We start from the raw sequence: 26,564 nt of genomic DNA, 5'->3' as shown, positions 1-26,564 counted from the left end.
GATGGCCCGCAGACTAGCAGACAACGTACTTGGGGACTAAAAGGCAGGCCCTTTAAAGCGCAATGATTTTAGAAGGAGCATGCTTGGCCGCTTGCGTCAATGCAAAGGTCTGGTATTATCGGCGCCCTAAATTTACGTGCGGTATTCAACAATGGTGTTGAGTGGCGGCACGCTAGCCTGAGGAATACCCATGAAAGCCGATATCCATCCAGCGTACGAAGTGATCGAAGTAACTTGCAGCTGCGGCAACAAGTTCGAAACCCGTTCGAACCTGTGCAAGCCACTGAACACTGACGTATGCAACGAGTGCCACCCGTTCTACACCGGTAAGCAGAAAACTCTGGACGTTGGCGGTCGTGTTGATCGTTTCAAAACTCGTTTCGGTGCTTTCGGTACTACCAAAAAAGCCGCCGAGTAAGGCGTATGACTCTGGACAGGCTCTTGGGTCTGACCGGGTTATTGAAAAAGGCGTCCCTTGCGGGCGCCTTTTTTGTGCCCGCGATTTGGCTTTCTTCGGTTCAGGCCGAGGTGTTGTGCCCGGCGCCGCGTGCGGTCACGCCCGCTCAGGTCGAGCGCGTGGTCGATGGCGACACCTTGCGGCTCAAAGACGGACGCAGTGTGCGCATGATCGGCCTTAATGCGCCGGAGACCGGTAAAAAGGGGCAAAGCGCCGAGCCCTATGCGGATGCGGCCCGCAAGCGTTTGCAGGCCCTGGTGGCGCGCAGCGACGGGCGGGTCGGGTTGTTGGCGAGCAAGCAACCCAAGGATCGCTTCGGTCGCACGCTTGCCCACGTATTCGGCGCAGATGGCAGCAATTTCGAAGCGCAATTGCTGGCCGACGGCTTGGCGTATCAGGTGGCGATTGCGCCCAACGTAGAGCTGCAGGCTTGCCAACAAACGGCTGAACAGCGCGCACGTTCGGCGGGGGCGGGGCTGTGGCGGCATTCACCGGTGCTGGCGCCGTCGCAAATCAGTCGCTCGGGCTTCTTGCTGGTGAGCGGAACGGTGAGCAAGGTGCAACGCAATCGCGGTGGGCTCTGGATCGACCTGGAAGGGGGATTGGTGCTGCACATTGCACCCAATCATCTGGCCAGTTTCGACCCAAAAACCTTATCCGGTTTACAAGGGGCGCAGCTTGAGGCGCGTGGCTGGGTACTTGATCGCTCGCGCCGGGGCGGTTTGAAAGCGGGGCAGGCACGCTGGATGTTGCCTTTGACGCATCCGGGGATGCTGAAAGTCGTTTCTCGCTAAAAATTGTAGACAATTTTAAATGTGGATTGTGAACACTCCAGCCCTTACGGGCTGCGGCTCTTGGCCCAAAGTCGTAGGGTAAAGCCCTTGACACTGCTGACCGGCCAGTCTTGTCGGGACTTTGCGACACGCGTATGCTCGGCGATCCGTCTGTCCAACAGCAAAAAAGCGGAATGCCCACATGTCTGATTTGAAAACCGCCGCTCTCGAATATCATGCCCAGCCCCGTCCAGGGAAACTGAGTGTCGAGCTCACCAAGCCCACCGCAACTGCCCGCGATCTCGCGTTGGCCTACAGCCCGGGTGTAGCCGAACCAGTGCGCGAAATCGCCCGCGATCCCGAGCTGGCCTACAAGTACACCGGCAAGGGCAACCTGGTTGCCGTTATTTCTGACGGTACCGCCATTCTGGGCCTGGGTAACCTGGGTCCGTTGGCTTCCAAACCTGTGATGGAAGGCAAGGGCGTCCTGTTCAAGCGCTTCGCCGGTATCGATGTGTTCGATATCGAAGTCGATTCCGAGAGCCCACAGGCTTTCATCGATACCGTTAAACGCATTTCCATCACCTTCGGCGGTATCAATCTCGAAGACATCAAGGCCCCTGAGTGCTTTGAGATCGAACGTGCGCTGATCGAGCAGTGCGACATCCCGGTATTCCACGATGACCAGCACGGCACCGCGATCGTGACCGCAGCCGGCATGATCAACGCCCTGGAAATCGCCGGTAAAACCCTGTCTGACGCCAAAATCGTCTGCCTGGGCGCTGGTGCAGCCGCCATCTCCTGCATGAAATTGCTGGTGAGCATGGGTGCAACCATCGAAAACATCTTCATGGTTGACCGCACCGGTGTGATTCACTCCGGCCGTGATGACCTGAATCAGTACAAGGCAGTGTTTGCCCACGCCACCGAGAAGCGTTCCCTGGCCGATGCCCTGGAAGGCGCTGACGTGTTTGTCGGCCTGTCGGGTCCTAACCTGCTGAGCGCTGAAGGCCTGAAGTCCATGGCGGCCAACCCGATCGTGTTCGCCTGCTCGAACCCGGATCCGGAAATCGCCCCGGAACTGGCGCACGCCACCCGTGACGACGTGATCATGGCCACCGGCCGTTCGGACTACCCGAACCAGGTCAACAACGTGTTGGGTTTCCCGTTCATCTTCCGTGGGGCACTGGACGTTCGCGCCAAGCGCATCAACGAAGAGATGAAGATCGCTGCGGCCAACGCCCTGCGCGAACTGGCCAAACTGCCAGTGCCACAGGACGTGTGTGACGCCTACGGCGGCATCAAGCTGGAATTCGGTCGTGAGTACATCATTCCTAAACCAATGGACGCTCGCCTGATCACCGTGATCTCCGATGCTGTGGCCAAAGCCGCCATCGAGACCGGCGTTGCCACCCTGCCGTATCCGAAGAACTACCCGCTCAAAAGCGTGGATGACGTGTTCAACGGCTAAGGTTCGACAGCGCTAAACAAAAAGCCCCGGCACGCGAGTGTCGGGGCTTTTTTGGTTCTGCGAGAAAGGGCATGGCCCAGGCGGGCGGTTTGTCAGCATGAGAGGCCGACCCGAAGGGCGCGGCCTCTGGCGAAGGGTGATGCCGTCAGAACAAGTCGATCGGGGCGCCATCCTCTGCGGGCAGCGGGCTGCCCGGTGCAACACCATTGCCCAACTCGCTGTTGGACGGCGGCGTGTCTTCGCTTTTAAACAGCTCGAAGTACGCGCCCGGTGTGCCCGGCGACGCCACGCGGCCGCTGATCGGGTCAACCCGCAGGCTGAGAATCCCTTCGGGCTCGGGCTGGGTGTGAGGCGGCTTGTCCTTCAATGCGCCGCCCATGTAGTTGATCCAGATCGGTAGCGCCACCGTGCCGCCGTATTCGCGACGACCGAGGCTTTCGGGCTGGTCGAAGCCGGTCCACACCGTGGTCACGTAATCGGCGTTATAGCCCGAGAACCACGCATCCTTCGATTCGTTGGTCGTACCGGTTTTACCGGCCAGATCGGTACGCCCCAGCGACAAGGCGCGGCGGCCAGTGCCGAGCTTGATCACGTCTTGCAGCATGCTGGTCAGGATGTACGTGGTGCGCCCGTCTACGATGCGCTCGGCCACGGCCTGGGTTTCAGTGGTCGGCAAGCCCGGCGCGGCATTGAGGGTGTCGATGGTCAGCGCTTCGGCTTCGGGCGGCACGTCTTTGCGGGCCTCTTTAGGCACGCTCGGCGGGTTGGCCACGAACAGGGTCTCGCCGTTACGGCTTTCAACCTTGTCGATCAGGTACGGCGTGATTTTATAACCGCCGTTGGCAAAGGTGCTCCAGCCCATGGCGATCTCCATGGGCGTCAAGGTCGCGGTCCCCAGTGCCAGCGACAGGTTGCGCGGCAAGTCCTGTTTGCTGAAGCCGAATTTGCTGATGTAGTCGACGGTCTTGTCGACGCCCAGGCTTTGCAGCAGGCGGATCGACACCAGGTTGCGCGACTTGTACAGCGCTTCACGCACGCGGATAGGGCCGAGGAAGGTGTTGTTGTCGTTTTTCGGCCGCCAGACTTTGTCCTGGTAGTCGTCAACAAACACGATCGGCGCATCGTTCACCAGCGTGGCGGCGGTGTAGCCGTTATCCAGTGCTGCGCTATAAATGAAAGGCTTGAAACTCGAACCTGGCTGGCGCTTGGCCTGCATTGCACGGTTGTAGTTGCTCTGCTCAAACGCGAACCCGCCCACCAAGGCGCGGATGGCCCCATTGTTCGGGTCAAGTGAAACCAGCGCGCCTTGTACGGTCGGCACCTGGCTGAACTTGAAACTGCCGTCGGCTTGCGGCTGGACGCGAATCAGATCGCCCACCTGCGCCACGTCGGCTGGCTGTTTGGGCATCGGGCCCATGCTGTTGGTGTTCAGGAAGCGTCGCGCCCACTTCATGCTGTCCCAGCTCACGCGGCCTTCACCCGTGCGGGTCAGGACATGCAAGCCATCTTTGTCGACCTCAGTCACGATGGCTGGCTCAAGGCCGCTAATCGGGCGCTGCTTGGCCAGCTCTTGCTTCCAGACCGCCAGCGTCTTGCCGGGCAAGCGCGACTCAGGGCCGCGATAGCCGTGGCGCTGGTCGTAGGTGATCAGCCCGTCTTCGACGGACTTGTTGGCCAGTTCCTGCAGGTCACTCGGCACCGTGGTGGTGACGCGATAGCCTTCGGTGTAGGCCTCGCTGCCATAACGACCGACCATTTCGGCACGGGCCATTTCAGCAATGTAAGGGGCGTTCACTTCCGGTGTCGGCACGTGATAACTGGCGTTGACCGGTTCGGCAATCGCTGCTTCGTAGCTGGCCTGATCGATTTTGCCCAGCTTGTACATGCGGCCCAGAATCCAGTCGCGACGTTCTTTACTGCGTACCGGGTTGGCCAGCGGGTTGAAGCGCGAGGGGGCTTTGGGCAGGCCAGCGATCATCGCCATTTGCGCCAGGCTCAAGTCGCGGATCGATTTGCCGTAATACACCTGGGCGGCCGATTCGATGCCGTAGGCGCGGTTGCCCAGGTAAATCTTGTTCACGTACAGCTCAAGGATTTCGTCCTTGGTCAGCTCGCGTTCGATTTGCAGTGCCAACAGAATTTCGTTGGTTTTGCGGGAAAAGCTCCGCTCACTGGATAGGAAATAGTTCTTCGCCACCTGCATCGTGATGGTGCTGCCACCCGATTGTATGTGTCCGCTTTTTACCAACTGGGTCGCGGCACGCATCAGGCTGCTGGGGTCGACCCCGTAATGATTGGCGAAGTTGTCATCTTCGGCCGACAGCAATGCATTGATGAAGTTGGGGGGAATGTCGGCGAACTTGATCGGAGAGCGGCGCATTTCGCCAAACTCTGCGATTAACTTTCCGTCGCTGGTGTAGACCCGCAAAGGAATCTGCAACTGGATGCTTCTCAACGACTCTACGGACGGCAAGCCAGGACTAAGATAGAGAAACGCGCCACTCAACCCGAGCACGAGCCCGCAGATCACAGCAACGAATGACCACCCGAAAAACTTCAGCAGACGAATCAAGGCTTTTGGATTTCCAGATTAAGAAGTGGGTTGCACGTCAGGGCAGTGCGCAGGCGCGACGGGTCGACAATGCGGGAAAAAACGCCCGGCATTATAAGCATTTTTCGGTCATGGGCGTCATGGGCCTCATGTCGGGTCGGGTTATGAACGGATCTCATTTTTCACCCTCCGTAAGTCACGGATTGCATTAGGGAAAACAGCAGTGCCCGGATTGTTCACACAAAAACCTCAGCGTTACGCGGGTGTCGAGGTCGGCCAACACGCGATCAATGTGGTCGAATTAAGCCAGTCGCGCAGCGGCTTTGAGCTGCAAGCCTATGCCATTGAGCCCTTGCCGACCATGGCGTTGCACGATCTGACCGGCGACACGGCAAAAAGTGTCGCCCACGTGTTGTCCGTTGCGCTGAGCAAGGCAGGCATCCAGGCCCGCAGTGCCGCGATGTCGATGCCAGACACACTGGTGATGTGTAAAACCATTCAAGTTGAAACCGGCCTGAACGAGCAGGACCTTGAACTGCACGTGCGCCTTGAAGCGGAACACTACGTCCCATACAACCTCGATGAAGCCGCGCTGGATTTCGACGTGTTGGGGCCTTGCGCCGATGACCCGTACCGCACGAACGTATTGCTGGTGGTGTGCCGCCAGCAAGCGCTTGAGTGGCATCAATCGGTTCTGGTGCAGGCTGGCTTGCAGGCGAAGGTCATTGATGTGCGCGATCACGCCCATGCCCGGGGCCTGCACTGGTTGAGTGGCGTGCCCGGTTATCAGCCGGACAACCCGTTTGCCGGGGTGAAAATCCATCCCCGCCTCGCGCCCGAAGCACTCTTCTGCGATGCTGCGCAGCTGTTGACAGCCTGTGGTCTGGCCTTGAGGGGGTTCGATTGATGGCGCGAATCAATTTGTTGCCATGGCGTGAGTGGCTGCGCGAAAAGCGCCGCAAAAGGTATATAGGCATGCTGGTGGCGTTGCTGGTAGTCACGGCTGCGGGTTTGTTTGTGCTGGATCATTTTGTGGACCGCGCCGTGGAGCGGCAGTTGGCGCGTAATGACCTGATCAGGAGCGCCATGGTCCAGTTGGATGGGCGTGCGCAGCAGATCGATCAGTTGAAAGTACGTCGCGAGCAATTGCTGGAGCGCATGCAAACCATCGAGACCCTGCAAGGCAATCGTTCGGGCAGCAGCATCGTGCTTGATCAACTGGCGCGCAGTTTGCCGGAAGGTGTGTACTTCACTGACGTGAAGATGGCCGAGCGCACCATTGCGATCACAGGGGTGGCGCAGTCCACTGCACGGGTCGCCGAGTTGATGCGCAATCTCGACGCCTCCCATTGGCTTGAAGCCCCCACGTTGATTGAAGTGCGCGCCGAAGACGGTCAGGACGCCAGCCCCGCCCGGTTATTTCACATGACCGTGCTGCAATCGCAAAACGGCCATGATGGCGGGCAGTTCTGATGGTCGCGCACTGGCTGGAGAGCCTGCGTACGGTTGACCTGCATGAGTTGAATCTCAAACAGGCCGGGACGTGGTCAGGCAAGCGTAAAGCAGGTGTCGCGACCGGGTTTGTGGCGTTGCTGGTGCTGGCGGGTTATGCGCTCTGGTTGCAGCCCGGGCTGGCCCGGCTTCATGAGCAACGCAGCGCCGAGCCCGTACTCAAAGCCCAACTGGCAAACCGTGCCCAAGAGGCAGCATCACTGGTTGATCACCACCAGCACCTTCAAGCATTACAAACGGCCTTCGACGAGGTGATGCGGCAACTACCGCGCCAGTCCCAGGTGCCGGGGCTGCTGGATGAAGTGTCCCGGCTTGCCCAAAACAGCGGCCTGATCATCGAGCAGATCCAGTGGTTGCCTGAAACACTGCAACCCGCTTACAGCGAGCTCCCTCTGCAATTGAGGGTCGTGGGCGGGTATCACGACCTTGGGGTTTTTCTCAGTGGTATTGCGGGTTTGCCACGCATTGTCACGCTGCATGATTTCACCCTGACGGCGGCCACACCGGCGGCCAACGGCCCGTTGCGCATGACGTTACTGGCTAAAACCTATCGCGCCAACGATCAAGGATTGATCCCGTGAGTGTGAAGTATCGATGTGTGCTGGCCGGTGCGCTGGCCCTGTTGGCGGGTTGCGACAATCCGCCGGGTATTGAGTCCCTTGAGCAGGAGTTGCAGGTGCTTCGTGGGGCAACCGGCGTGCCCGCGCCCTCGATGCCGACCCGTGTGCAGCACCCTGCGTTTGCTTATGACGCCACTGCGTTGCGCAGCCCTTTTCAAGGTCAGCCCGGGGATGAAGGGCCCCGCTGGCAGGTCAGTGATACGGACCACAGCGCTGAGGGCGAGCGCAGCAAAAGCAGGCTGGAAAGCATTGACCTTGAGCAGTTCGAGATGGTCGGCACGCTGTCAGATCAGTACGAAGACAGCGTCCTGTTGCGCGCCAGCGGTGTGGTACACCGCTTGCAACCCGGCGACTATCTGGGTCGCCAGAACGGCCGCATTGTGGCCCTCAGCCCGCACTACGTTGAAGTGTTTGAAGTGATTTCTGATGGTCGGGGTGGTTGGCTGCAAAGAACCCTGACCCTTCCTTTGAAACAGCAGTCTTAACGGAAACAAACCATGAAAAGGATTTTCCCGGTCTGTGGACTGGCGCTATGGAGTGCGCTGAATTCACAGGCAGCAGTCGCCACTGCGCCTTTGATACTTCCCGATGCGTCGACCTCCCGGGTCGAGCAGCCTGCGCCTGGCAATGCGCACACCTATGAAGGTGACGTGCTGTCGCTCAACTTTCAGGACATTGAAGTGCGCACCGTGCTACAGATTCTGGCGGACTTCACCCGGTTCAACCTGGTGGTCAGCGATAGCGTGGAAGGCAATGTCACGCTCAACCTGCAAGATGTGCCCTGGGATCAGGCGCTGGACCTGGTGCTCAAGAGCAAAGGCCTCGATAAACGCTGGGAGGGCAACGTGCTGTTGATCGCGCCTGCGGATGAAATCGCCGCTCAAGCGCGTCAAGCACTGGAAGCACGCAATCTCATGGCCGACCTTGCGCCCTTGCGCCGAGACGTGGTGCAGGTCAATCACGCCAAGGCTGCGGACATTGCCAAACTGTTTCAGTCTGCCACGGGCAATGCGGCGGGTAGGGAAGACCAAGGCTCGATCACGGTGGATGAGCGCACTAACCACATCATCGCGTTCCAGACGGCCGAACGCCTCGGTGAGCTTCGACGCATTGTGGCGCAGCTCGATGTGCCCATGCGCCAGGTGATGATTGAAGCGCGCATCGTTGAGGCGGGCGTGGATTTCGAAAAGAAGCTGGGGGTGCGTTGGGGCGGTGAGCTTCGCAATCTTGGCAATTGGAAAGCGGGCGGGATCAGCGGGCCGGCAGCAGAAGGGGCGGCGCAGGTCAGCGCGCCTTTCGTAGATCTGGGGGTTGCCAATCACACGTCAGGATTGGGCATCGCCTTCATCACCAACAATGTGTTGCTCGACCTTGAACTGAGCGCGATGGAAAAAACGGGCAATGGTGAAATCATCTCGCAGCCCAAGGTGGTCACTTCCGACAAGGAAACCGCCAAAATCCTGAAGGGCACTGAAATTCCGTATCAGGAATCCACCTCCAGCGGGGCCACGTCCGTGTCGTTCAAAGAGGCCTCGCTGTCGCTGGAAGTGACCCCGCAGATTACCCCGGACAACAGCATTCTCATGCAGGTGGTGGTGACAAAGGACGAGCCGGACTACATGAACATGGTCAACAACGTGCCGCCCATCAAGAAAAATGAAGTCCGGGGCAAGGTGCTGGTCAAGGACGGAGAAACCATTGTGATTGGGGGCGTGTTCTCAAATACGCAAAGCAAGGTGGTAGATAAAGTGCCATTTTTGGGCGATCTGCCGTATGTTGGCCGACTTTTCCGTCGGGACCTGGTCCTCGAAAAAAAATCCGAGCTGCTGGTGTTCTTGACTCCGCGTATCATGAACGACCTGGCGATTGCTGCGAGTCATTGATTCTGTGCGAAATTTGATTCTTGTTGGGCCGATGGGCGCAGGTAAAAGCACCATTGGACGTTTGCTGGCCAAGGAGCTGCGGCTGCCGTTCAAAGATTCCGACAAGGAAATCGAACTGCGCACCGGCACGAATATCCCGTGGATCTTCGATAAAGAAGGCGAGGCCGGGTTTCGTGATCGTGAGACGGCCATGATCAAAGCGTTGTGTAACGAAGATGGCATTGTGCTCGCCACCGGGGGCGGTGCCGTGATGCGCCCGGTCAATCGCGAGTATCTGCATGCAGGCGGGCGTGTGGTCTACCTGCACGCTTCCATTGAGCAGCAGGTTGCGCGCACCTCGCGCGATCGTAATCGCCCCCTGCTGCGCAATGCGAACCCCGAAAAAATCCTGCGTGATTTGCTGGCCATTCGTGATCCGCTTTACCGTGAAATCGCCGACGTCATCGTCGAAACCGATGAACGGCCGCCGCGGATGGTGGTTTTGGACATTCTTGAGCGTCTGGCCCAGCTTCCTCCCCGTTAAAGCTTGGTACAAAATGCGCTATCCTCGGCGCCGGCCTTGCCCGCACAGCGGTAGGGCCTAAAGCGACTGGGCTGCGCGCCCCACCGGCGTGGCCAACACTTGATAATTGCGAGACAGGGCGCCCGTCGTCCTTTTTCAATGCGGGGATTCATGCAGACACTGAAGGTTGATCTAGGCGAGCGCAGCTACCCGATTCACATTGGCGAGGGGTTGTTGGATCAGCCTGAATTGCTGGCCCCGCACATCGCCGGGCGCCAAGTGGCGATTGTGACCAACGAAACCGTGGCGCCTCTCTACCTAGAACGTCTGACCCGCAGCCTGGCGGCGTATTCGGTGCTGCCGATCATCCTTCCCGACGGTGAATCCTTCAAAAACTGGGAAACCCTGCAACTGATTTTCAATGGTTTGCTTACGGCGCGCCATGATCGCCGTACCACGGTGATTGCACTGGGCGGCGGCGTGATCGGCGACATGGCCGGCTTTGCCGCATCGTGTTACCAGCGCGGGGTGGACTTCATCCAGGTGCCGACAACGCTGCTGTCGCAAGTGGATTCGTCGGTGGGTGGCAAAACCGGCATCAACCACCCGTTGGGTAAAAACATGGTGGGTGCGTTTTACCAGCCCAATCTGGTGCTCATCGACACCACCAGCCTGAACACCTTGCCAGCCCGCGAGCTGTCGGCAGGGCTGGCGGAAGTGATCAAGTACGGCCTGATTTGCGACGAGCCTTTCCTGACCTGGCTGGAAGAACACGTTGACGCCTTGCGCGCGCTGGATCAGACCGCGCTGACCACGGCCATTGAGCGTTCCTGCGCGGCCAAGGCCGCCGTGGTGGGCGCCGATGAGCGTGAATCGGGCGTGCGCGCCACGCTCAACCTGGGCCACACCTTTGGCCATGCCATCGAAACCCATATGGGCTACGGGGTGTGGTTGCACGGCGAAGCGGTGGCGGCGGGCACAGTGATGGCGCTGGAGATGTCAGCGCGACTGGGTTGGATCACCGAGGCCGAACGTGACCGCGGTATTCGCCTGTTCCAGCGTGCGGGTCTGCCGGTGGTGCCGCCTGACGAGATGACGCCTGCCGATTTCATGGAACACATGGCAATTGATAAAAAAGTGATCGACGGCCGCTTGCGCCTGGTGCTGTTGCGCCGCATGGGCGAAGCCACAGTGACCGACGATTATCCACAAGAGGTTCTACAGGCCACGCTGGGTGCGGATTACCGCGCGCTGGCTCAGCTCAAAGGTTAATAAGATCCCGATGACTAGTTTGCATGCCGACGAGGCGTTTCTCGGTCACTTTCAACTCAACCACGACCCCTTTGCTCCACGGGTGCCGGGGTTCAAGTTCTTCCCGGCCCAGCGCAAGCCGGTGCTGGGGCAGTTGCACCACCTAGCCCGTTACAGCCAGTTGTTGCTGGTGGTGACCGGGCCTGAAGGCAGCGGCAAGACGTTGTTGCGTCAGGCGTTGGTCGCCAGCACCAACAAACAGTCGGTGCAAAGTGTTGTGGTTTCGGCGCGTGGCGCCGGTGATGCAGCCGGTGTGCTGCGTCAGATTGCGCAAACCCTGAACGTCGCCCATGCCGACATCGGATCGATCTTGGCGCAAGTGGTACAACTGGCCCTGACCGGCCAGGAAGTCTATCTGCTGATCGATGACGCCGAGCAGCTTGACGACTCGGCCCTCGAAGCCCTGCTGGCGCTGGCGGCCGGGACGCCGGAAGGCCGTCCGCATGTGTTCCTGTTTGGCGAGCCTTCAATGATCGCCGGGCTTGAGCAGCTCAGCGCGGACGAAGAGCGCTTCCACGTCATCGAATTGCAGCCCTACAGCGAAGAAGAGACCCGCGAATACCTGGCACAGCGTCTTGAAGGTGCCGGGGCCGGAATCGAACTCTTGAGCGCACAACAGATCTCAGATATTCACGAGAGCTCCGACGGCTGGCCTGGGAACATCAACCAGGTTGCCCGCGATGCAATGATCGAAGCCATGATTGCCAGCCGCACTGCGGTCAAGCGTCCAAGTATGGGGTTCAACATGCCGAAAAAACACGTATTGGCCATTGGTGCCGTAGTGGTAGTGGCCGTCGCCGCTGCCATTCTGATTCCGGGCCGCGGCAAAACGCCGACCACCCCTAATGCTGAACAGGCACAGTTGCCGCTGGGGCAAGCCGCGCCCAATGGCGGTGCCAACCCGTCGGTGGATTTCGCCGGTTCCTCACAACCCATGCCGCTGCCCCTGGTGGGTCAGTCGCAGCCGGTCATGCGCGGCCCGCTGGCCGAAGCGGCCGGGGGTATTTCTGAAGGTGATGACGGTGGCGTGCCAGCGGTTGACGGGGGTGCCGATGTGCCTCCTACCGTGACCACCACAGCACCGCCTGTGGGCGTGCCTGCGGGGGCTGAGCCAGTCCCGGCACCTGCTCCGGCGCCACGTCCGGTGCAGCAAGCACCAGTGGCGGCAGCCAAGCCTGTGCCAACGCCTGCACCGGCGGCCAAGCCTGCGCCCGCGCCTGCGGTCAAACCGGCTGCCAAACCGGCCGAGAAACCTGTCACCCTGGCCAAGGCCGCGCCGGGCAGCAGCTGGTACACCAGCCAGCCTGCGGGCAACTACGTGGTGCAGATCGTGGGCACCAGCTCTGAAGCCTCTGCGCAAAATGTCGTGAAAGAAGTGGGCGGCGAGTCCCGCTACTTCAAAAAAATGCTTAACGGCAAACCGTTGTATGTCGTGACCTACGGCAATTTCCCAAGCCACGCCGCGGCCACCGCCGCCATCAAGAACTTGCCAGCGAAGATTCAGGCTGGTAAACCTTGGCCTCGCACTGTCGCCAGCGTCCAACAAGAACTGGCAGCAGCTCGCTGATGCTCCGGCGACCTTACCCAGGTCGCCGCGCTTCACACCTAAACATGCCTGCTTGAGCATGCGGCTTTTAAGCCGTGTGCCTCGTGGTGTCTGCGCCTTGTGGCAGTCAACATCAAAAATGTTTTGACTAGCACAAGTAATCTCTTTAAACCTTTCACAAATGCGACACGAATTTACGGTTAAAAGCCGCTTAATTTGTGGGCGTTTCTGGCGGTGTGTAGAATGACCACCCTTTTGCCCCTGCCAAGCTGGCGTACGTTCAGCGCGGGAAGCAAGTGGTTGAATTAAAAAGAAATTTGCCCCTTTTTGGGGCAGCCTGGTGAGAAAGTGTCTATGAAAGCAGGTCTGTACCACCCCGACGAATTCAAGGATAACTGTGGTTTCGGCCTGATTGCCCACATGCAGGGCGAACCCAGTCATACCCTTCTACAAACAGCCATTGAGGCACTGACCTGCATGACCCACCGCGGTGGGATCAACGCAGACGGCAAGACCGGCGACGGTTGTGGCCTGCTGATTCAAAAGCCCGATGTGTTCTTGCGTGCAATCGCCCAGCAACACTTCGGCAGCCAATTACCCAAGCAATACGCGGTCGGCATGGTGTTTTTCAACCAGGACCCGATCAAGGCCGAAGCGGCCCGCAATAACATGAACCGCGAAATCCTCGCGGCGGGCCTGCAACTGGTGGGCTGGCGCAAGGTGCCGATTGACACCCGTGTACTGGGTCGTCTGGCGCTGGAGCGTTTGCCGCAGATCGAGCAAGTGTTCATTGCCGGTGAAGGCCTGAGCGATCAGGACATGGCGATCAAACTGTTCAGCGCACGTCGTCGTTCGTCAGTGGCCAACGCCGCCGACACCGACCACTACATCTGCAGCTTTTCCCACAAGACCATCATTTACAAAGGCCTGATGATGCCGGCGGACCTCACCGCCTTCTATCCGGACCTCAGCGACGAGCGCCTGCAAACCGCGATCTGCGTGTTCCACCAGCGTTTTTCCACCAACACCTTGCCGAAATGGCCGCTGGCCCAGCCATTCCGCTTCCTCGCCCACAACGGCGAGATCAACACCATCACCGGCAACCGCAACTGGGCACTGGCCCGTCGCACCAAGTTCGCCAACGACCTGATCGGCGATCTGGACGAACTCGGCCCGCTGGTTAACCGCGTGGGTTCCGACTCCTCAAGCATGGACAACATGCTGGAGTTGATGGTCACCGGCGGCATCGACCTGTTCCGTGGCGTGCGCATGCTGATTCCACCGGCCTGGCAAAACGTTGAAACCATGGACCCCGACCTGCGGGCGTTTTATGAGTACAACTCCATGCACATGGAGCCGTGGGACGGCCCGGCAGGTGTCGTCATGACAGATGGCCGCTATGCCGTTTGCCTGCTCGACCGCAACGGCCTGCGCCCGGCGCGCTGGGTCACGACCACCAACGGCTACATCACCATCGCCTCGGAAATCGGCGTGTGGAACTACCAGCCCGAAGACGTGATTGCCAAAGGCCGCGTAGGGCCGGGCCAGATTCTGGCGGTCGACACCGAAACCGGTCAGGTGCTGGACACCGACGCCATCGACAACCGCCTGAAGTCGCGCCATCCGTATAAGCAATGGCTGCGCAAGAATGCGCTGCGCATTCAGGCCACCATCGATGACCACGACCACGGTTCGGCGTTTTACGACGTCGATCAGCTCAAGCAGTACATGAAGATGTATCAGGTCACGTTCGAAGAGCGCGATCAGGTGCTGCGCCCATTGGGCGAGCAGGGCTACGAAGCGGTCGGCTCCATGGGCGATGACACGCCCATGGCCGTACTGTCCCAGCGCGTGCGCACGCCGTACGACTACTTCCGCCAGCAATTTGCGCAGGTGACTAACCCGCCGATTGACCCGCTGCGTGAAGCCATCGTCATGTCGCTGGAAATCTGCCTGGGTGCAGAGCGCAATATTTTCCAGGAATCCCCTGAACACGCTTCGCGCGTGATCCTCAGCTCGCCGGTCATCTCGCCTGCCAAATGGCGTTCGTTGATGAACCTCAACCTGCCGGGCTTCGAGCGTCAGATCATCGACCTCAACTACGACGAGCGCCTGGGACTCGAAGCGGCCGTGCGTAACATCGCGGATCAGGCCGAAGAAGCGGCCCGTGCGGGCCGTACACAAATTGTGCTCAGCGACCGCCATATCGCGCCCGGCAAGTTGCCGGTTCACGCTTCGCTGGCGGTCGGCGCCGTTCACCACCGCCTGACCGAAAAAGGTTTGCGGTGTGACAGCAACATCCTGGTCGAAACCGCGACTGCCCGTGACCCGCATCACTTCGCAGTGCTGATCGGCTTTGGTGCGTCGGCGGTGTACCCGTTTTTGGCCTACGAAGTGCTGGGCGACCTGATCCGCACAGGCGAAGTGCTGGGCGACCTTTACGAGGTGTTCAAGAACTACCGCAAAGGCATCACCAAAGGCCTGCTCAAAATCCTGTCGAAGATGGGCATTTCGACCATCGCGTCGTACCGCGGTGCGCAGCTGTTCGAAGCCATCGGCCTGTCCGAAGAAATCTGCGACCTGAGCTTCCGTGGCGTGCCGAGCCGCCTCAAGGGCGCGCGGTTTGTCGACCTTGAAGCCGAGCAAAAACTGCTGGCGGCCGAAGCCTGGAGTGCGCGCAAGCCGATCCAGCAAGGCGGCCTGCTCAAATACGTGCATGGCGGCGAATACCACGCCTACAACCCGGACGTGGTCGCCACCCTGCAAGCCGCCGTGCAACAGGGCGACTACAACAAATTCAAGGAATACACGTCACTGGTCGACAAGCGCCCGGTGTCGATGATCCGTGACCTGTTGCAGGTCAAAACCCTCGACACGCCGCTGGCCATCGAAGAGATCGAACCGCTGGAGTCAATCCTCAAGCGGTTCGACTCGGCCGGTATCTCGCTTGGCGCGTTGTCGCCCGAAGCGCACGAAGCGCTGGCCGAAGCCATGAACCGGTTGGGCGCACGCTCCAACTCCGGTGAGGGCGGCGAAGACCCGGCGCGTTACGGCACGATCAAAAGCTCGAAAATCAAACAAGTGGCCACCGGCCGTTTTGGCGTGACCCCGGAATACCTGGTCAACGCTGAAGTGCTGCAAATCAAGGTGGCCCAGGGCGCCAAGCCGGGTGAGGGCGGGCAACTTCCGGGTGGCAAGGTCAATGGCCTGATCGCCAAGCTGCGCTATGCCGTACCGGGCGTGACCCTGATTTCGCCGCCGCCGCACCATGACATCTACTCGATTGAAGACTTGTCGCAGCTGATTTTCGACCTCAAGCAAGTCAACCCGAAGGCCCTGGTCTCGGTGAAGCTGGTGGCCGAAGCCGGCGTCGGCACCATCGCCGCTGGCGTGGCCAAGGCCTATGCCGACCTGATCACCATTTCCGGTTATGACGGCGGCACCGGCGCTTCGCCGCTCACCTCCATCAAATACGCGGGCGCTCCGTGGGAACTGGGGTTGGCTGAAACCCACCAAACCCTGCGAGGCAACGACCTGCGCGGCAAGGTGCGGGTGCAGACCGACGGCGGGCTGAAAACCGGCCTCGACGTGATCAAGGCCGCGATCCTTGGGGCGGAAAGCTTCGGCTTCGGCACCGCGCCGATGATCGCCCTGGGCTGCAAATACCTGCGGATCTGCCACTTGAACAACTGCGCCACCGGTGTGGCAACGCAGAACGAATCACTGCGTAAAAATCACTACATCGGCACCGTCGACATGGTGGTCAACTTCTTCACCTACGTGGCCGAAGAAACCCGCGAGTGGCTGGCCAAGCTCGGTGTACGCAGCCTTGAACAGCTGATCGGACGCACCGATTTGCTGGAGATCCTGCCGGGCGAAACCGCCAAGCAGCATCACCTCGACCTGACCCCGTTGCTGGGCAGCGACAACGTGCCTGCCGACAAGCCGCAGTTCTGCGAAGTGGAGCGCAACCCGCCATTCGACAAAGGCCTGCTGGCCGAAAAAATGCTCGACATGGCGCGCCCGGCGATCAACGACCTGAGCGGTGCCGAGTTCGACCTCGACATCTGCAACTGCGACCGTTCGATCGGCGCGCGGATCTCCGGTGAAATCGCCCGCACCCACGGCAATCAGGGCATGGCCAAGGCCCCGATCACGTTCCGCTTCAAAGGCACGGCAGGTCAGAGCTTTGGTGTGTGGAACGCCGGAGGTTTGAACCTCTACCTGCAAGGGGATGCCAACGACTACGTCGGCAAAGGCATGACCGGCGGCAAGCTGGTGATCGTGCCGCCGACCGGTAGCGTCTACAAAACCCAGGACAGCGCGATTATCGGTAACACCTGCCTGTACGGCGCCACAGGCGGCAAGTTGTTTGCCGCGGGTACGGCGGGTGAGCGTTTTGCGGTGCGTAACTCGGGTGCCCACACCGTTGTGGAAGGCACGGGCGACCACTGCTGTGAATACATGACAGGCGGGTTTGTCTGCGTACTGGGCAAAACCGGTTACAACTTCGGTTCGGGCATGACTGGCGGTTTCGCCTACGTGCTGGATCAGGACAACACCTTCGTTGACCGGGTGAACCACGAACTGGTTGAAATCCAGCGCATCAGTGGCGAAGCGATGGAAGCCTACCGCAACCACCTGCAACACGTGCTGGACGAATACGTCGAGGAAACCAACAGCGAGTGGGGCCGTAACCTCTCGGAAAACCTCGATGATTACCTGCGTCGTTTCTGGATGGTCAAGCCCAAGGCTGCCAGCTTGAAATCGTTGCTTTCCAGCATCCGTGCCAACCCGCAGTGATATGCGCCTGAAGAGTGTGATGAGGTTTTAACCATGGCTGAACGTCTGAGTAACGACTTCCAGTTCATCGATGTCGGGCGCAAAGATCCGAAGAAGAAACTGTTACGTCAACGCAAAAAAGAGTTCGTGGAAATCTACGAACCGTTCAAACCCCAGCAGTCGGCCGAGCAGGCCCACCGCTGCCTGGGTTGCGGCAACCCGTACTGTGAATGGAAATGCCCTGTGCATAACTTCATTCCCAACTGGCTCAAGCTGGTGGCCGAGGGCAACATCCTGGCCGCCGCCGAGCTGTCGCACCAGACCAACACCCTGCCCGAAGTGTGCGGCCGGGTGTGCCCGCAAGACCGCCTGTGCGAGGGTGCCTGCACCCTCAATGACGGCTTTGGCGCCGTCACCATCGGTTCGGTCGAGAAGTACATCACCGACACCGCCTTTGCCATGGGCTGGCGCCCGGACATGTCCAAGGTCGTGCCGACCGGCAAGCGCGTCGCCATCATTGGTGCCGGGCCTGCGGGCCTGGGGTGTGCCGACGTGCTGGTGCGTGGCGGCGTGACCCCGGTGGTGTTCGACAAAAACCCGGAAATCGGCGGTCTGCTGACCTTCGGTATTCCGGAGTTCAAGCTGGAAAAAACCGTGCTCAGCCACCGTCGCGAAGTCTTCACCGGCATGGGCATCGAGTTCCGCCTCAACACTGAAATCGGCAAAGACATCAGCATGCAACAGCTGCTGGACGAGTACGACGCGGTCTTCATGGGCATGGGCACCTACACCTACATGAAAGGCGGCTTTGCCGGTGAAGACTTGCCGGGCGTACACGACGCGCTGGACTTTCTGATTGCCAACGTCAACCGCAACCTGGGCTTTGAAAAGTCGCCGGACGATTTCGTCGACATGAAAGGCAAAAGAATTGTGGTGCTGGGGGGTGGCGACACCGCGATGGACTGCAACCGCACCTCCATCCGCCAGGGTGCCAAGTCCGTGACCTGTGCGTACCGTCGTGACGAAGCCAACATGCCGGGTTCGCGCAAAGAGGTGAAAAACGCCAAGGAAGAAGGCGTGAAATTCCTCTACAACCGTCAGCCGATTGCAATTGTGGGTGAAGGTCGGGTTGAAGGCGTGAAAGTGGTCGAGACCCGTCTGGGCGAGCCGGATGCCCGTGGTCGTCGCAGCCCCGAGCCGATCCCCGGTTCTGAAGAGATCATCCCGGCGGATGCCGTGATCATCGCGTTCGGGTTCCGCCCGAGCCCGGCGCAGTGGTTTGAGCAGTTCGACATCCGGACCGACAGCCAGGGCCGCGTCATTGCGCCCGAGCAGTCATCGTTCAAACACCAGACCAGCCACCCGAAGATCTTCGCCGGTGGTGACATGGTGCGTGGTTCAGACCTGGTCGTCACCGCCATCTTTGAAGGCCGTACGGCGGCGGAAGGGATTCTGGATTACTTGGGCGTCTGACCCGGCCCTCACCCTAATCCTCTCCCCGTAGGAGAGGGCTGGGGTGAGGGAAAAACTGCCCCCCACCGCGGCAAATCGCCCCGATAGATAAAAGGCACGGCTCTTGCCGTGCCTTTTGTGTCCGTCTCTGAGAAAATGCCCGCACTTTTTTTCCGGATGCTGACATGACTGATCTCAAGAATGACCGTTTCCTTCGCGCTTTGCTCAAGCAACCCGTTGACGTAACGCCTGTGTGGATGATGCGTCAGGCCGGTCGCTACTTGCCGGAATACCGCGCCAGCCGCGCCAAGGCCGGTGATTTCATGAGCCTGTGCAAGAACGCCGAGTTCGCGTGCGAAGTCACCATGCAGCCTCTGGACCGCTTCCCGCAGCTCGATGCCGCGATCCTGTTTTCCGACATCCTGACCATCCCTGATGCCATGGGGCAGGGTCTGTATTTTGAAACCGGCGAAGGCCCGCGCTTCAAAAAGGTGGTCAGCACCCTGGCCGATATCGAAGCCCTGCCGATCCCGGACCCGCAAAAAGACCTCGGTTATGTGATGAACGCGGTCAGCACCATCCGCAAGGAACTCAACGGCCGCGTGCCGCTGATCGGTTTCTCCGGCAGCCCGTGGACGCTGGCCACGTACATGGTCGAGGGCGGTTCGTCCAAAGACTTCCGCAAAACCAAAGCCATGCTCTACGACACCCCGCAGGCCATGCACTTGCTGCTCGACAAGCTGGCGCAGTCGGTGACGTCGTACCTCAACGGCCAGATCCTCGCGGGTGCGCAAGCGGTGCAGATCTTCGACACGTGGGGCGGCAACCTGTCCTCGGCGGCCTATCAGGAGTTCTCCCTGGCCTACATGCGCAAAATCGTCAGCGGCCTGATCCGCGAGCACGAAGGCCGTATAGTGCCCGTCATCCTCTTCACCAAAAACGGCGGCCTGTGGCTCGAAAGCATTGCCGATGCAGGCGCGGATGCATTGGGTCTGGACTGGACCTGCGACCTGGGCGAAGCCCGCCGTCGCGTCGGCAACAAAGTCGCCTTGCAGGGCAACATGGACCCGACCGTGCTGTACGCCAACCCGGAAGCGATCCGTACTGAGGTCAAGCGCATTCTGGCCAGCTACGGCAACGGTTCGGGGCACGTGTTCAACCTGGGCCATGGCATCACCCCAGAAGTGAAACCCGAACACGCTGGCGCCTTCATCAGCGCAGTGCACGAGTTTTCGGCGCAATACCACGTTTAAGTATTTCGCATTACACCCAATGCCCGGCTAATGCCGGGCATTTTTGTATGTACGGCGCGCCCGTGAAGACGTGTTTTAAAAACACTCCATAACAACCGTTCATTAACTCAATGCGCGGAGCTGAAACTTACAAGTCATAAGAAATTCCCTACCTTAAGCGACGTATTACCTTACAGACTAATCAATGTAAGACGGTAAAATCTCCCACCTCCCGGGGGATGTCGACTGAATTTAAACTGCTATGAAGAAAAGTGTTGAAGGAATTTTCTTTGTGTTTTGTAGTTTTTATTTAGGAAGTTAATTGTTCATGTTGTTGAGTTACTGATGAGCGTGCGTTTGATTAATGCGCGAAATGCATCACGTCTGAATAAAAAATAATATGAGGTTACATATGAAGTCTTCACGTTCAAGGTCGTTATCTTTAACGGGCTGTGTATCGTCGTTAACGCTGATGGCCGCGATGTTTGCATCGCAACAGGTTGCGGCCCATGGCTACATGGACAGCCCGCCTTCGCGCGCTTATGCCTGTCAGCAAAAATTGAATGCCGACTGCGGCCCTGCTGAATATGAACCTCAAACCGTCGGTGAAGCACCCAAAGGCTTCCCGGCATTGGGCCCGGCTGACGGCAAGATCGCCAGTGGCGAAAACGCCCTGTTTGCAGCGATGGATGCCCAGTCCCCGGACCGTTGGCATTTGACCGAAATCAACGACCGCAACACGGCGTTCAGCTGGTTTTTCACCGCCGCTCACAAAACGACCAAGTGGGAATACTTCATTACCAAAACGGGCTGGAACCCTAACCTGCCATTGGCCCGTGACGCTTTTGAGCTGACACCCTTCTGTACCGTTGAAGGCGGCGGCGCGGTGCCCATTGACGGGGCGGCTGGCGGCAATGGCCCGCTCAAGCAAAAACACGCGTGCACCATTCCCGGCGATCGCAGCGGCCACCACGTCATTCTGGGCACCTGGACCATCGATGACACCGGCGCCACGTTCTATGACGTTGTTGACGTGAATATCACGGCAGAGTCCGAGTACGAGCCCGACCCGGATGGTTGGAAGCGTGTGAGTGCCCTTGCCCCCACCCAAGCGCTGATGCCGGGTGATTCGGTCAAGGCCCGCGCCTTTACCGGAAGTGCCGAGAGCGCCGAGTACAGCTTCTCGGTAGGCATCGACTCGGTTGAAGAAGGCAAGCCGCAAAACTGGTCGCTCAAACTGGCTGAGGCGGTCAATGCCGCTGACAAATCGGTGCGTGCAGGCGTTCGCAATGCCGAAGGCAACATCGAGCCGATCAAGGGCACCAACATCTTTTACGTCAAGCCGCAAACAGGCGTGACCAGCTACCAGATGCAGACCATCATGGTCCCGGACCCGGATGCGTACATGCATGTGCATGACGTCAAGCCGCAATACGTACTGGAAAAAGGCCGCGGCAACGTCGGCTTCACCTTGATGACCAACAAGGAAATCAACGTTGATGCCACCGTTTACGATGCCAATAACAAGTCTGTCGGCACCGTCAAACAGACCCTGAATGCATCCACCGAACAACTCGTTGTTCCGGTGATCAGCGCGCCGGGTGAGCATACCTTGAAGCTGATCGCCAGCAGCCAGGACGGTCGTGAAAACTTCCAGGAAGCCAAGTCGTTGAACCTGACCGGCGATGCTGCCGAGCATGACTTCGATTTCGTGTTCCCTGAAGGTGTGAAGCAATACAAGGCGGGCACCAAGGTGCTTCAGCCGAAAAACGACAAGGTATACGAGTGCAAGCCATTCCCGTTCTCGGGCTGGTGCTCTCAGTACGCGCCGACTGCCAACGGTTTCGAGCCGGGTGTGGGTTCGAACTGGGCGGATGCCTGGACTGAGCTGAACTAAAGCAAATAGAGGCCAAGTCGCGTGACTAACGCGGCTTGGCCTTCTTGCCGGTGTTTGCACTTAATAAAAAGTGGATGTCTTTTAAAGTATTCGGGATTGACGCTGTGAATCACTCGACGTATTCCGGGTTGCAGAAAGGGTTACATGCTATTTCGATGATGATCATTGTGTGGTTGATGGCCTCCGGTTATTACGCTGCACTTATTACGCGCATCCCCGAAGTCAAAGATGCGGTGAGTGCCTTTAATGTTGCGTTGGCCACGTTGTTTGCACCTGTCTTTGTGTTTCGAATGTGTGTGTCGTTCGGTAAAGGCTATGCCGACGTATTGAGATCAAGCGATGTCATGCGTTATGCCGCTTTTGTTGTTCACAACTTGATTTATATAACGACGCTGATCGTGATTGTGTCGGGATTTCTGATGATGAATCGCGACATCGATGTGTTCGGCCTCTTTTACATCCCTGCCGTGATAACCGACCCACGATTGCATCGATGGTTTTCTGACTCTCATACCTTGGCCTGTTATGGGTTGGCGCTGTTGCTGTTCATGCACGTAGCCGCAGTGATCAAGCATCACCTCACGGGCAGGCCGGTACTCAAGGGCATGTTTTTCTAGGCTTTTGCACAAGGCACCGATCAATAGCAGGGCACACAGCAGGCGGACGGTCAGGATTTGAGTATTTCAGCAATTTTAGCGACGCGGTCTTCACGGCTGATCCTGACGCTATGCCTGATTGCGCTGCCGGTAGGCGTGGCGCTCTGGCATGCCTGGCAAGAGTGGGCGTATCGCACCGCATTGCCCGGCCTGACCGCGTTGACGCCCCTTGAGGCTGCCCCCCCTTCGAAGCCCGTGGTGTTCAACCCCAATGGCATCGCGACGGTCCTGGGGTTTGCCCCGCAGGGCGCAGCCGTGCGCAGTGCCGAGGCGCTGACGTTACGCGCCAGTCTGGTTTCCAGCCAGGGCCAGTCCCGCGCGCTGCTGGCCGGTGCCAGCGAGGCACGTTTTTACAGCGTGGGCGATCGCCTGCCGGGCGGCAGTGTTTTACGCCGTATTGAAGTGTCCCGCGTGGTGCTTTGGCGTAATGGCCGGGAAGAAAGCCTGGTCCTCGAATCCGCCGGGCAGTACCTGCTGCCGGTTACACAGGCTGATGCCCCCAAAGCGCTGCCTGCTTCCACTTATTTGCGGCCCGTTGCCGAACAACCTTAGGGACTCACCATGAACAGGCCACACAGGTTCGGCATCGGCCGCTTACTGCTGCGTAGCACGCTGTGCAGCGCGCTGTTTTTTGCAAGCCCGGTGCTTGCTCAAGCGCCGTCGTGGCAACTGGCAATGAAAGACGCCGAGTTGCGCGATGTGGTGCAGCACATGTCCAGCGTGCTGGGCGCCACGGTGGTGCTCGACCCGCGTGTTCAGGGGCGCATTACGGTGATCTCCGATCAGCCGCTTGATCGCGAAGGCGTGCGCAACTTGTTCTACTCGGTACTGGAAGCCCAAGGGTTTGCGGTGGTCGATCAGGGTGAACGTTTATTGATTATTCCGGCGGCAGACGCCAAAACCCGGGCCAGCACAGCCGGCACTCGCCCAGCGCTGGATGAAGAATTCGTCACTGAAATCATCGAGCTGAACACCAGCGTCGCCGCCGACTTGTCCGGGTTGTTGCGCCCCCTTGTGTCGAACAATGGCTATGTCGGGCCTTCGACTTCAGCCAATGCGCTGGTCGTCACCGATACAGCGGCCAACACCCAACGGATTGTCCAATTGGCGCGCCAGCTCGATGCCGGCGGGCAGTTCGGGCATTCGGTCATCGAATTGCGCCATGGCCTGGCCAGCGACATCGCCGCGGTCATCGAGAAAACGATCGACAAAAAGAACGCCGGTGGCGGGCAGGTCATCGCTGACAGCAGTTCCAATCGTCTGGTGGTGATCGGCACGGAATCAGTGCGCATGCGCTTGAACACCCTGGCGCACTCACTGGATAAACCCGCCACCATCAAGCAAGAAAATGCGCGGGTGATTCGTCTGCGCCACAGCGATGCCAAACAGCTGGCCGAGGTGCTGGCGGCTGTCGGGCAGGGCGTGCAGGACACTGCCCCGCTGGGCGGCGCGACGGCTGCTGTGAGCAAGCGCGAAGCGATGGTGGCGGCCGACATCAGCCAGAACGCGTTGGTCATCATGGCGGACCCGGCGCAGGTGCGGTCCCTGGAAACCATCGTCAAACAGCTCGATCAGCCGCGCTCGCAGGTCTTGATCCATGCGGCCATCGTTGAAATCTCGGGCGACATTAACCAAACCCTGGGCGTGCAATGGGGGATGAACACAGGCGGCGGGCAGGGCGCGATCACCTTCCCGGGGACCAATATTCAAATCGGCCAACTCTCGGATAGCAAAACCCAATTACCCGAAGGGGCGGTCTTGCAGATCGGCAGTGATCGCTTCAATGCGTTGATTTCGGCCCTGGCCAGCGATGTTAACAACAACGTGTTGTCCACCCCGAGCCTGCTGACCCTGGACAATCAGGAAGCCGAAATCCTGGTCGGGCAAAACGTCCCTTTCAAGACCAGCAGCTACGTACCGCCCAGCGAAGGGTCACAAACCCCCGTCACCAACTTCACCCGTCAAGACATCGGCATCAGCCTCAAGATCAAACCGCACATCAATGACGGCTCCTCTTTGCGCCTGGAAGTCGAGCAGGAAAGCTCCGAGCTTGCCCCCTCGCTCGAAGGCTCCAGTGACCTGATCACCAACAAGCGCAAACTCAAGAGCACCATCCTGGCCGAAGACGGTGAAATCATCGTGATCGGCGGCCTGATTAAAGACAGCGTGCGCACTCAGGTCAGCGGCGTTCCGCTTTTGCGCAGCATCCCGTACCTGGGAGCGCTGTTTCGCTGGAATAAAGACACCCAGACCAAAACCAACTTGATGGTCTTCCTGCGCCCGACCATCGTGCGCAGCAAAGAAGACATCCACGCCATGAGCCAAAAGAGCTATGACGCGTTGCGCGCCCTCAGTCAGCCTGAGGCCAAAGACAACAACTCGTTGCTGCTGCCCCGCGACCCGCAGCAGATGTTTGACGGCAACCTGTCGACGCCTGCGCAGCCATGACCCAATCCAGTGCGCGTTTGCCTTTCAGTTTTGCACGGCGTTTTGGCGTCGTGCTGGACGCGTCTTGCACCCCGGCCACGCTGTTGATGCGCAGTGACACTCCGTTAAGCGTATTGGCCGAAGTGCGGCGCAAGGTGGCCACCGCGCTGGTGCTCAAGCGGGTGCCGGATGCCGACTTCAATACCGCGTTGGCCAGCACCTACAGCGCGGGGCAGAGCGCCGCCGAGCAGGTGGCGCAGGGGCTGGACAGCGAACTGGACCTCATGAGCGCGGCCGAACAGGTGCCGCAGACCGCCGACTTGCTGGAGCAAGAAGGGGACGCGCCGATCATCCGCCTGATCAACGCGTTGCTGCGCGAAGCCATGCGTGAAAAAGCGTCCGACGTTCACCTCGAAACCTTCGAACATTACCTGTCGGTGCGCATGCGCATCGATGGCCAGTTGCGTGAGGTGCTCAGGCCAAAACGTGAGCTGGCCAATCTGCTGGTCTCGCGCATCAAGGTCATGGCCCGGTTGGACATCGCTGAAAAGCGCGTGCCACAAGATGGCCGCATCAGCTTGCGCCTGGCCGGTCATGAGGTGGATGTGCGTGTCTCGACCCTGCCATCGTCCCACGGCGAACGGGTGGTGATGCGATTGCTCGATAAACAGGCCGGTCGGCTGGACCTCGAACGCCTGGGCATGCCCGCCGACACGCTGGCCTGTTTTGAGCAGGTGCTGGCGCGACCCCACGGGATCTTTCTGGTGACCGGGCCAACCGGCTCCGGCAAAACCACCAGCCTGTATGCCGCGCTGAGTCATCTCAATCACACCTCGCGCAACATCCTGACCGTTGAAGACCCGGTGGAGTATCACGTGCCGGGCATTGGCCAGACGCCGGTCAACACCAAGGTCGAGATGACCTTTGCCCGTGGCTTGCGGGCGATTTTGCGCCAGGACCCGGATGTGGTCATGGTCGGGGAAATCCGAGACCGGGAAACCGCCGAAATTGCCGTGCAGGCCTCGCTGACCGGACACCTCGTGTTGTCCACCCTGCACACCAACAGCGCCATTGGCGCCGTCACCCGATTGATCGACATGGGCGTCGATGCGTTTTTGCTGGCCTCATCGCTGGTCGGGGTCTTGGCCCAGCGTCTGCTGCGCACCTTGTGCCCCGACTGCAAGGTGCCGTACACCGCCGACCCGGCGGTGTGTACACGGCTCGGGCTTGATCCGCAGGCGGCCGTGACCCTCTATCGCGCACAGGGCTGTGACCAGTGCCAGCAGGGGTATCGGGGGCGTATCGGGATTTACGAGTTAGTGCGTGTGACCCCGACGCTGGCGGGCCTGATTCATCAAGGCGCCAGCGAGGCGCAGTTAACCCGCGAAGCGCGCGGGGGCTCGTCGAGCTTGTTTCAGGATGGCCAACGGCGGGTGCTCGAAGGCCGCACCAGCCTGGATGAACTGCTGCGCGTGACGCAGGAAGACTGACC

The 26,564-nt window shown here is 59.6% G+C and carries 19 protein-coding genes and 1 pseudogene; 19 read left to right on the top strand and 1 reads right to left on the bottom strand.

Annotation, left to right across the window (positions count from 1 at the left end):
* Positions 1-190 precede the first annotated feature (190 nt).
* From rpmE to BKD70_RS13360, 3 genes are all read left to right on the top strand, one after another.
* Positions 191-418, top strand: coding sequence for a 50S ribosomal protein L31 (gene rpmE / locus BKD70_RS13370; protein WP_047272986.1), 228 nt, complete (start codon positions 191-193; stop codon positions 416-418).
* 5 nt (positions 419-423) lie between these two features.
* Positions 424-1,251: a thermonuclease family protein gene (locus tag BKD70_RS13365; protein ID WP_047272987.1), complete on the top strand. Its 828-nt coding sequence runs from the start codon at positions 424-426 to the stop codon at positions 1,249-1,251.
* Positions 1,252-1,432: 181 nt separating this feature from the next.
* Positions 1,433-2,701 carry a malic enzyme-like NAD(P)-binding protein gene (locus tag BKD70_RS13360; RefSeq protein ID WP_047272988.1) on the top strand — a complete coding sequence of 423 codons (1,269 nt, stop codon included), beginning with the start codon at positions 1,433-1,435 and terminating at the stop codon, positions 2,699-2,701.
* 145 nt (positions 2,702-2,846) lie between these two features.
* Here BKD70_RS13360 and BKD70_RS13355 read toward each other — a convergent pair whose 3' ends face one another.
* Positions 2,847-5,270 (bottom strand): penicillin-binding protein 1A, encoded by a 2,424-nt coding sequence (locus BKD70_RS13355; protein ID WP_371913995.1) that lies wholly within the window; start codon positions 5,268-5,270, stop codon positions 2,847-2,849.
* A gap of 205 nt (positions 5,271-5,475) precedes the next feature.
* On the opposite strand from BKD70_RS13355, the gene pilM reads away from it, so the two are divergent.
* The 16 genes and pseudogenes from pilM (at position 5,476) to gspE (ending at position 26,562) form a co-directional block, all read left to right on the top strand.
* Positions 5,476-6,159 (top strand): type IV pilus assembly protein PilM, encoded by a 684-nt coding sequence (pilM, locus tag BKD70_RS13350; RefSeq protein ID WP_047272990.1) that lies wholly within the window; start codon positions 5,476-5,478, stop codon positions 6,157-6,159.
* Positions 6,159-6,725, top strand: a complete 567-nt coding sequence (locus BKD70_RS13345; RefSeq protein WP_047272991.1) for a PilN domain-containing protein — start codon at positions 6,159-6,161, stop codon at positions 6,723-6,725. Before pilM ends, BKD70_RS13345 begins: the two co-directional genes overlap by 1 nt.
* On the top strand, positions 6,725-7,345 hold the full coding sequence (locus BKD70_RS13340) for a type 4a pilus biogenesis protein PilO (protein WP_047272992.1): 621 nt from the start codon (positions 6,725-6,727) through the stop codon (positions 7,343-7,345). Before BKD70_RS13345 ends, BKD70_RS13340 begins: the two co-directional genes overlap by 1 nt.
* Positions 7,342-7,869, top strand: coding sequence for a pilus assembly protein PilP (locus BKD70_RS13335; RefSeq protein WP_047272993.1), 528 nt, complete (start codon positions 7,342-7,344; stop codon positions 7,867-7,869). The genes BKD70_RS13340 and BKD70_RS13335 overlap by 4 nt, the downstream gene beginning before the upstream one ends.
* A gap of 147 nt (positions 7,870-8,016) precedes the next feature.
* Positions 8,017-9,267, top strand: a pseudogene (locus BKD70_RS13330) (type IV pilus secretin PilQ); the annotation flags it as partial.
* Positions 9,268-9,271: 4 nt separating this feature from the next.
* Positions 9,272-9,790 (top strand): shikimate kinase AroK, encoded by a 519-nt coding sequence (gene aroK / locus BKD70_RS13325; protein ID WP_047273052.1) that lies wholly within the window; start codon positions 9,272-9,274, stop codon positions 9,788-9,790.
* 150 nt (positions 9,791-9,940) lie between these two features.
* On the top strand, positions 9,941-11,041 hold the full coding sequence (gene aroB, locus BKD70_RS13320; RefSeq protein ID WP_047272995.1) for a 3-dehydroquinate synthase: 1,101 nt from the start codon (positions 9,941-9,943) through the stop codon (positions 11,039-11,041).
* A 10-nt stretch (positions 11,042-11,051) separates the two neighbouring features.
* Positions 11,052-12,647 carry an AAA family ATPase gene (locus BKD70_RS13315; RefSeq protein ID WP_047272996.1) on the top strand — a complete coding sequence of 532 codons (1,596 nt, stop codon included), beginning with the start codon at positions 11,052-11,054 and terminating at the stop codon, positions 12,645-12,647.
* Between the two features lie 333 nt (positions 12,648-12,980).
* Positions 12,981-17,429: a glutamate synthase large subunit gene (gene gltB / locus BKD70_RS13310; RefSeq protein WP_047272997.1), complete on the top strand. Its 4,449-nt coding sequence runs from the start codon at positions 12,981-12,983 to the stop codon at positions 17,427-17,429.
* 33 nt (positions 17,430-17,462) lie between these two features.
* Entirely contained in the window at positions 17,463-18,881 is a 1,419-nt protein-coding gene (locus BKD70_RS13305) for an FAD-dependent oxidoreductase (RefSeq protein WP_047272998.1), read from the top strand.
* 164 nt (positions 18,882-19,045) lie between these two features.
* The gene (hemE, locus tag BKD70_RS13300) at positions 19,046-20,113 is read left to right on the top strand and encodes a uroporphyrinogen decarboxylase (RefSeq protein ID WP_047272999.1); all 1,068 of its coding nucleotides are present in this window, start codon (positions 19,046-19,048) and stop codon (positions 20,111-20,113) included.
* Between the two features lie 379 nt (positions 20,114-20,492).
* Complete coding sequence (gene gbpA, locus BKD70_RS13295; RefSeq protein WP_367834547.1) at positions 20,493-21,989, top strand: N-acetylglucosamine-binding protein GbpA; 1,497 nt, start codon at positions 20,493-20,495, stop codon at positions 21,987-21,989.
* Between the two features lie 74 nt (positions 21,990-22,063).
* On the top strand, positions 22,064-22,606 hold the full coding sequence (locus BKD70_RS13290; protein ID WP_139047485.1) for a cytochrome b: 543 nt from the start codon (positions 22,064-22,066) through the stop codon (positions 22,604-22,606).
* Between the two features lie 57 nt (positions 22,607-22,663).
* Positions 22,664-23,197 (top strand): type II secretion system protein N, encoded by a 534-nt coding sequence (locus tag BKD70_RS13285; protein ID WP_047273002.1) that lies wholly within the window; start codon positions 22,664-22,666, stop codon positions 23,195-23,197.
* A 9-nt stretch (positions 23,198-23,206) separates the two neighbouring features.
* Positions 23,207-25,093: a type II secretion system secretin GspD gene (gspD, locus tag BKD70_RS13280; RefSeq protein WP_047273003.1), complete on the top strand. Its 1,887-nt coding sequence runs from the start codon at positions 23,207-23,209 to the stop codon at positions 25,091-25,093.
* A complete protein-coding gene (gene gspE / locus BKD70_RS13275; protein WP_047273004.1) occupies positions 25,090-26,562 on the top strand; it encodes a type II secretion system ATPase GspE in 1,473 nt (490 codons plus the stop codon). Before gspD ends, gspE begins: the two co-directional genes overlap by 4 nt.
* Positions 26,563-26,564 lie beyond the last annotated feature (2 nt).

Source organism: Pseudomonas sp. BS-2016, assembly GCF_001806145.1.
GTDB classification, from domain to species: domain Bacteria; phylum Pseudomonadota; class Gammaproteobacteria; order Pseudomonadales; family Pseudomonadaceae; genus Aquipseudomonas; species Aquipseudomonas lundensis.
This window is presented reverse-complemented; position numbering and strand designations above follow the sequence as displayed.